Source organism: Pseudoalteromonas sp. 19-MNA-CIBAN-0066, assembly GCF_040308705.1.
GTDB lineage: Bacteria > Pseudomonadota > Gammaproteobacteria > Enterobacterales > Alteromonadaceae > Pseudoalteromonas > Pseudoalteromonas nigrifaciens.
Window position 1 is genome coordinate 1 of record NZ_JBEONZ010000432.1, and the last position, 235, is coordinate 235.

Annotated in this window: 1 protein-coding gene; it reads left to right on the forward strand. The window is 43.0% G+C overall.

Features of this window, described 5'->3' with window-relative positions; genetic code table 11:
* A partial coding sequence (locus AAEZ18_RS19710; protein WP_352256145.1) for a Mur ligase domain-containing protein occupies positions 1 to 235 on the forward strand: 235 nt, incomplete at both ends.

The window sequence follows — 235 nt, forward strand, 5'->3', positions numbered from 1 at the left end:
TTGCTGAAGTACTCGCTTTTGAAGGCTACCGTATTACAGGTTCTGACATTGCCCATAGCGCTATGACAGATCGTTTAATTAAAGCCGGTGCAGAAGTATTTATAGGCCATCATGAAAATAACGTGAAAGATGCCAATGTAGTCGTTGTTTCAAGTGCGATTGATGAAACAAATCCTGAAATTATTGCAGCCAAAGCCGCAAGAGTTCCTGTTGTTCGCCGCGCAGAAATGTTGGC